The sequence below is a fragment of the Streptomyces sp. NPDC037401 genome (assembly GCF_055602345.1).
In genome coordinates, this window is record NZ_JBVJWO010000033.1 from 28,103 (window position 1) to 34,531 (window position 6,429).

General features: G+C 72.3%; 6 protein-coding genes. 3 read left to right on the forward strand and 3 right to left on the reverse strand.

Features of this window, described 5'->3' with window-relative positions:
* Positions 1-31: 31 nt before the first annotated feature.
* A complete protein-coding gene (locus tag ACZ7H1_RS28930) occupies positions 32-916 on the forward strand; it encodes a DUF4389 domain-containing protein (RefSeq protein WP_470790743.1) in 885 nt (294 codons plus the stop codon).
* 112 nt (positions 917-1,028) lie between these two features.
* Here ACZ7H1_RS28930 and ACZ7H1_RS28935 read toward each other — a convergent pair whose 3' ends face one another.
* Positions 1,029-1,745, reverse strand: a complete 717-nt coding sequence (locus tag ACZ7H1_RS28935; protein WP_470790744.1) for a TSUP family transporter — start codon at positions 1,743-1,745, stop codon at positions 1,029-1,031.
* 180 nt (positions 1,746-1,925) lie between these two features.
* Here ACZ7H1_RS28935 and ACZ7H1_RS28940 point away from each other — a divergent pair, with 180 nt between their 5' ends.
* Both ACZ7H1_RS28940 and ACZ7H1_RS28945 read left to right on the forward strand, forming a co-directional pair.
* Positions 1,926-2,675, forward strand: a complete 750-nt coding sequence (locus ACZ7H1_RS28940; protein ID WP_470790745.1) for a glycoside hydrolase family 16 protein — start codon at positions 1,926-1,928, stop codon at positions 2,673-2,675.
* A gap of 162 nt (positions 2,676-2,837) precedes the next feature.
* The gene (locus tag ACZ7H1_RS28945) at positions 2,838-3,338 is read left to right on the forward strand and encodes a hypothetical protein (protein ID WP_470790746.1); all 501 of its coding nucleotides are present in this window, start codon (positions 2,838-2,840) and stop codon (positions 3,336-3,338) included.
* A 32-nt stretch (positions 3,339-3,370) separates the two neighbouring features.
* Here the strand turns inward: ACZ7H1_RS28945 and ACZ7H1_RS28950 are convergent, their stop codons facing one another.
* Positions 3,371-4,054 (reverse strand): hypothetical protein, encoded by a 684-nt coding sequence (locus ACZ7H1_RS28950; RefSeq protein ID WP_470790747.1) that lies wholly within the window; start codon positions 4,052-4,054, stop codon positions 3,371-3,373.
* The gene (locus ACZ7H1_RS28955) at positions 4,054-5,601 is read right to left on the reverse strand and encodes a hypothetical protein (protein WP_470790748.1); all 1,548 of its coding nucleotides are present in this window, start codon (positions 5,599-5,601) and stop codon (positions 4,054-4,056) included. Before ACZ7H1_RS28955 ends, ACZ7H1_RS28950 begins: the two co-directional genes overlap by 1 nt.
* Positions 5,602-6,429: the final 828 nt, after the last annotated feature.

Sequence of the window (6,429 nt, forward strand, 5' to 3'; positions counted from 1 at the left end):
GGACAGTTCGGACGTCCCCACCGGAGGAGCCATGGCAACAGGCTGGACACCCCTTCCCGAGCACGCCGGGCACGATGCCGAGCATCTGCCGGAACTCGACGTCCCCGCTCCCGGGAAGCAGCGCCGCTGGACGGTGCTGCTGCGGTGGCTGCTGCTCATCCCGCAGTTCATCGTGACCGCAGTCCTGGGCATCGCGGCGTTCTTCATCACGATCGTCGGCTGGTTCGCCGCCCTGGTGCTGGGCCGGCTGCCCGACTCCATCGCGTCGTTCCTCGGCTCGTACCTGGCCTACCAGATCCGGGTCACGGCCTCGGCGATGCTCCTGGTGGACCGCTATCCGCCGTTCTCCTTCGACGCGCCCGACCACCCGGTGCAGATCGAGCTGAGGCCGACCACTCTCAACCGGCTCGCGGTGCTGTTCCGGCTGATCCTGATGATCCCGGCGGGGATCGTGGCCCAACTGCTCCAGTCCGGATGGATGGCGCTGAGCTGGGTGTTCTGGCTGATCACGCTGATCCTGGGCCGCATGCCGCAACCGGTGTTCGAGGCGTCGGCGGCCGTCCTGCGCTTCCGGATGCGGTTCTTCGCGTACGTCATGATGCTCACGCCCGCCTACCCGAAGCGGCTGTTCGGCGACGCCGCGGCCCCGGCGCCCTTCCCGGCCGCGGGCGGTGCCACGGCCGCGGGCGGTGGCACGGCACCGGTCGGCGTCACGGGCCCGTTCGAAGCCGAGGCCCAGGCCAAGGCTCAGGCCGGACCGTCGGCCACCCGGCCGCTGGTGCTGGAGACCATGGCCAAGGTGCTCGTCGTCGTGATGCTCGTCCTCGGGCTCGCCGTCGGCATCACCTCGCCCACGGCCACGTGGACGGATGACGGCGGCATGCACGACGACGCCGCGGTGACCGCCACCCCGTAGGCGCGGACGAGGGAGCCGTTCAGGAGGCGGATCCCGCCTTCCACGCGTTCGTCGCGGTGTCGAGCAGCCGCCGGGCGACGCTCCGGCCGGTCCGCTGGAACACGGTCGGCGGCTACAGCCCGGCCAGCAGCCGCCCGGTGTACCCCACCATCACGGTCCAGAACAGCCCGGTGTAGCCCCGTTCGCCGATCCTGGTGTTGAACCGCCGGCCCAGGAACGTCGCGCCCAGCATCAGCGGTACGCAGGCCAGTGCCACCAGGTAGTCCCCGCCCTTGAGCAGCGCGGCATCCGTCCACACCGCGGTCTTGGTGGCGTCCCCGGCGAGCGAGACCATCGACAGCGCACCCACCAGGTGCAGCCGGTCCAGGGTCAGCCCGCGGACCGCGAGCCCCTTCAACGGCCCGGACGTACCGCTGAAGCCCGACGTCGCGCCGGACGCGAAGGCCAGTACCGGCGAGCTCACCCGGCGGAAGCGGGCGAGGTCCAGGGACTCCACCAGGAACGCGAGCAGGAAGCTGACGATGACTGCGATCGTCACGGCCTTCTCCGGCGCCGAGACCAGGAGTTTCGCCCCCAGATAGGTCCCCGCGGCGACGAAGAGGATGACCGGGACGGCCTTGCGGAAGGGCAGCGTCTTGCGGTACGCGGCAACCTTGACCACGTTGTTGGCCGCGAGCAGCAGCGCCGCGAGCGCCACGCCCGACTTGGTGCCGAGCGCCAGCGCCAGCGTGGGCACGAGGATCAGGCTGCCCCCGAAACCGGCCGCGGCGGACAAGGTGAAAGCGGCAACCACCGCGGCGAACACGACCGGAACAAGATACGGCTCCACAGGAGCTCCTCGATGGGTCGGGCCGGACCCGCATGCCCGTCGGTTGGTGAACAGGACGGTCTGCGCCCCCTTTCCACCATGGTGCGCCCCCGGACGATCCGCCACAGGGGCGGCTAAAGGGTGTGATCAACCTGGTAACGGGCAAATACCGTACCGACTGATCTTCACCAGGGGAGTGGCATGTTCCGGGACCTGTTTGCATGGCTACGACACACCCTGCGGCGCATCGGCGCGGCCCTCGGCGTCCTGCACGCCGACCGCCCTGGGGCCCGTCCGCACCGTACCGAACCCGTCTTCACCGCCGACTTCGGCTCCGAAGCCCAGTGGATCGCCGGGCACTCCTGGGCCTATCCCGACGGCGGACCGGTCAACCCGAGGGACGACAAGCTGGACCACCTCGTGTCCGACCCCGCGTACAGCCGCGGCGGTGTCTTCCGTGCCACGCGCCGCCCGGAGGGCACCTGGAGCGCGGGACTGCTGACGACGGAGGGCAGCGAGGAGGGGTTCATGGTGCAGGCCGGCGACGTCCTCGAGGCCCGGGTCCGCCTGCCCGAGGAGCTCGGTGCCTGGCCCGCCATCTGGACCTGGCGGGACGGCGGCCAGGAGATCGACGTCTTCGAATACCACCCCGACAACCCCGACCTGCTGGAACTGACCAACCACGTCCGCTCCTCCCACCACGAGTACCGTGCCCCCGCGATCAGGCCCGGGGCCTGGATCGACCTGCGTACGGAGTTCGGCGCGCGGTCCGTGACCTGGTGGGTCGACGGCACCCGCGTCTTCTCGGACACCGCCGGTGTGGGCCGCCGCTGGCGGGCCTACCTGATCGTCAACCTCTCCGTCTGTGCGGGCCGTTACCACCCGAGGCCCGAGCCGCAGGTCAACGAGATGTCGTACGAGGTGTCGCACCTCCACGTGTACCGCCGCTGAGGGACCCGGCCCCGCCGCCGAGCGCTCGTTCAGGCCAACCTGAACCGCAGGGGTTGTTCTGTACCTGACAATTCAAGGTCGTTGTGTCACGCTCCCCGCGCACTCCCGCGAGGCCTCCGGGCCCCGCACCTACCCCCACAAGGACGTGGCAAGGAGAGCGACATGAGGAACACAGCGAGACTCGGTACGGCGGCGCTGGCCGTGGCGGCGATCATCGGCGGTTCGACGGCCGCCGTCGCGTTCGGACCCGCCGCCGACCAGAAGGTCGACGGGGTGATCGTGGTCGCGGGCAACACCTGCTCCTGGACCAGTGCGACCACGAGCGCCAACCCGCCGAGCGCCCTCACCGTCAACCGCAGCACCGTCAACAAGCCCGGCGGCAACCTGGCGTGCAACGGCAGCATCACCGCGACCCTCAACAACGACCCCGCATTCGTCTTCGACGACGCCGCGGCGACCGCACGCACGGAACTCATCGACATCAGCGGCAAGCAGAGCTTCATCACCTGCCGCTACAGGGCCACCGGCATCGTGTGGGACCGCGACGGCACGACCAGGAAGTACCTGAACCGGGCCTTCACCGCCGTGAAGTCCTCGGGAAGCTTCCTCTGCCCGGGCTCCGTCACGACCGGAGCCGGTGAGGCGTCCGTACTGTTCCACTGAGCGGCCGGGCCGGACGCCAGTGCACGCCGGCCTCATCCGGGCACGTCTCCGGATGAGGCCGGCGCGGTCTGCCACCGGTCGCCGATGACCTGGGTGGGCCGCTCGGCGGAGGGCAGCGACTCCTCGCGCGGCAGCAGATCGATCGGGGACCGCAGGCGCAGCGCGCCGGGCAGGTCCAGCCAGCCCTCCCGGCCGGCCACGAGGGCTCCGCGCACCGCGAGCGTGGCCTCGACGACGCACTCGCCGCCACGGACGCCGACCACCTGGGCGTCCCGGACGACGGCGAGTACGCCCGAGATGCGGAAGACGAGGGTCAGTTTCACGTCGACGGTGGCCGCGTGCACGCTGTCGACCAGCACGTCCACGGAGGGGCGGTGCGTGGACGTGATGGTGTGCGTGGCGAGCGCGACGACCTCCTCGCTGCCCCGGTACTGCCGGGTCCGGCGGGCGGCGGCCCTGAGCTCGGCGTGCCTGGACCAGCCCCCGGCGACCAGGCCGATCAGGTCCATCTCCAGGAACCCGTCGATGACCGCGGCCAGTTCGAAGTCGACGGCGCGGTCGGCGGCAGGGCTGAGGCCCCGCACGCCGCCCAGCAGCCCCGAGGTGGTGTTGCGCGCGTGGAGCGTGTCGGCGAGGGCGTCGGCCGCGTGCTCCTCGTCGTCCCCGAGCAGGAACCACCGCACCGTACGGGGCTCCGCGGCGGGAGTCGTGGTCATCACGGCACCTCCTTGATGCTCTGGCTCCCCGGATCCGGGTGCGGTTCGAGACGCACGCTGTGGGTCCGCGTGCCGCGGTCGGCCGGCTCGGCGACGTCCGTCGTCCCGGTGGCGGGGCGCAGCCGGGCGCTGACGTGCTCCTGCACCCAGCGCGGGCCCCGGTGCCGGTGCCCGTAACCGAGCTTCGCTGCCCCGGCGGCCAGCAGCAGGACGGCGACGATGCTCGGCCCGACCACCCAGCCGACGGGTGTGGCGCTCGTGCCGTTGCCGTCGCCGTTTCCGATGGCGGGGGGCGCCGAGTCGGTCGGGGCGCCGTTCTCCGTGGGCTCGGTGAGGTCGGTAGGCCCCGTCAGCTCGGTCGGGAAGAGGTCTGTCGGGTCTATCGGGTCGGTGGGACCAGGGGGGTCGACGGTCCCGGGGTCCGGGGTCGTCGGATCGGTGGGCGTGGTGTGCGGCGTCGGTGTCACCGGAGGCGCAACCGGCTGGGTGACCCTGAACTCCGCCTCGTCGGCCGCGTTCGATCCCGAGTCCGCGGCGCACTGGGCCCGGACCGGGTACTCGCCTTCGTCCGTACCCTCCGGTATCCCGATCGGGACGGAGAACGTGCCGTCCTCCGCGACCTCCGAACTCCCCGCGGGCTGTCCGTCCCACATCAAGTCGACGGTTGAACAGTTGAATTCGGTACCGGATGCCGTCGGCGGATCCGAGTCCGGCGGCCCCTCGGTGGGGTCCAGGACCAGTACGGGCTGCCGCTCTCCGGGCTCGGTCGGGCCCGCGACCACCGAGAAGGACGCCTCGGCGTCGACCTGCGGATACTCCTCGCAGACGGCCTTGACCTCGTGGTCTGCCACGGCCGCGTCGGCCGGTACGGTCAGCTCGGTCTCGAAGCCGCCGGTCCCGCTGACCGTCAGGGGCTCGGCGCCCTCCGGGGTGGTGCCGTCCCACGAGACGACGACATGGCCGGGCGGCCTTCGCTCCGTCGTTTCACCCACCGCCGCCTTGCCGATGACGCAGTCCTCGAAGCCGGAGCCCTTGACGCGCACCGGCGTCTCCGTGCGCCCCTCGACCGGGTCGAGCATCAGCGCGGCGTTCTCGCCGAGGACCGGGTCCGGGTCGGGGTTCGGCTCCTCCTTGGTCACTACGATGAAGAAGGCGGAAGCGGTCACCGACGCGTCGAGTTGGCAGACGGCGGTGACCCGGTACCGGCCGGCGGTGGCATCGGAGGGGGCGGTGATGTCGGCTTCGAAGGCGCCCTTTTCGTCCACGTCGTTGTTGGTGCTGAAGACCTGGCCGTCGTGCCAGCGGACCTCCACCGTCCCGGGAGGGGGCGCGCCGACGTCGTCGGACCGGTTGCCGTAGCACTCGTCGAATCCGGACCCGTACACCACGATGCGCGTGCCCGGAGGGCCCCGGCGCGGATCGAGGGTGAGCGGGCCGGCCGCCCCGACCACTGCGGTGGCCACGGCAGCAGCGGGACCCCATGCGACCGCCGTGCTCAGGAACACCGCGGTCAGCAGCCGGCCGACCAGTAGTGCAATGTGAAACATGACCCTCCGTGAGCGTCACCTCCATTCTCCTCCGCACGGGTCCACGTCGCTCGCCGCCGGGTCCGGCGGCGAGGCTGCCGACGCGCTCTGCGCTCAAGGGCGGGACCGGGACCCGCCGGGCCAACTGCCGTGGCAGAGACTTGCGATGGACGGCTGGGTGACGCCGTCCGCGGCACGGCACAGGTCCCGCATGTCGACGGGGCGGGGTGCGGGGCGGAGGGGTGCCGTGCGACGCGGCACTGGAGGCCGCTGGACGGGGCGGGCGGCGTGCCGGGGGTGCGCCGGGCGGGGCCGGAGCGGCTTCGCGGGCTTGGCGCGCTGCGCAGGACCGCGCCGCGGGCGTTCGGCGCGCTGCCGGGGGACCGGCCCGGCGGCAGCCGCCCGCCGCCGGTTCTCATATGGCCGACCGCTCTGCCCGGTGGCCCTCTGCCCGGTGCCGTTCTGCTGGGCGCCGCTCTGCCCGGTACCGGTCCGGCTGCGCCCGGATGCGGCCTCGGCGGCGCGCACAGCGGCCCGGTGGCCGCCCGGACGGGCGGGTGCGCGGGGAGCGACCGGTTTCGTGGCCGGGGACGGTTCGACGAGCAGTGCCCACGGCTCGTGCGGCGGCGCCTGTCGTGCCTCCGCCCCCTCGTCCGCGGGCGGCGGCGCTGCCCGCGCGGCGTCCGGCGCGGTCGGTGGGATGCGCCGTGCAGTCGGTCCCGGCGGTGGGGGGGGGGGGGGGGGGGGGGGGGGGGGGGGGGGGAAGCGGGGGAGGGGGGGGGGGGAGAGACGACGGAGGAGAGGAGGAAGAAGAAAAGAACCCGCCCCGTCTGCACTGCTGGGGGGGAG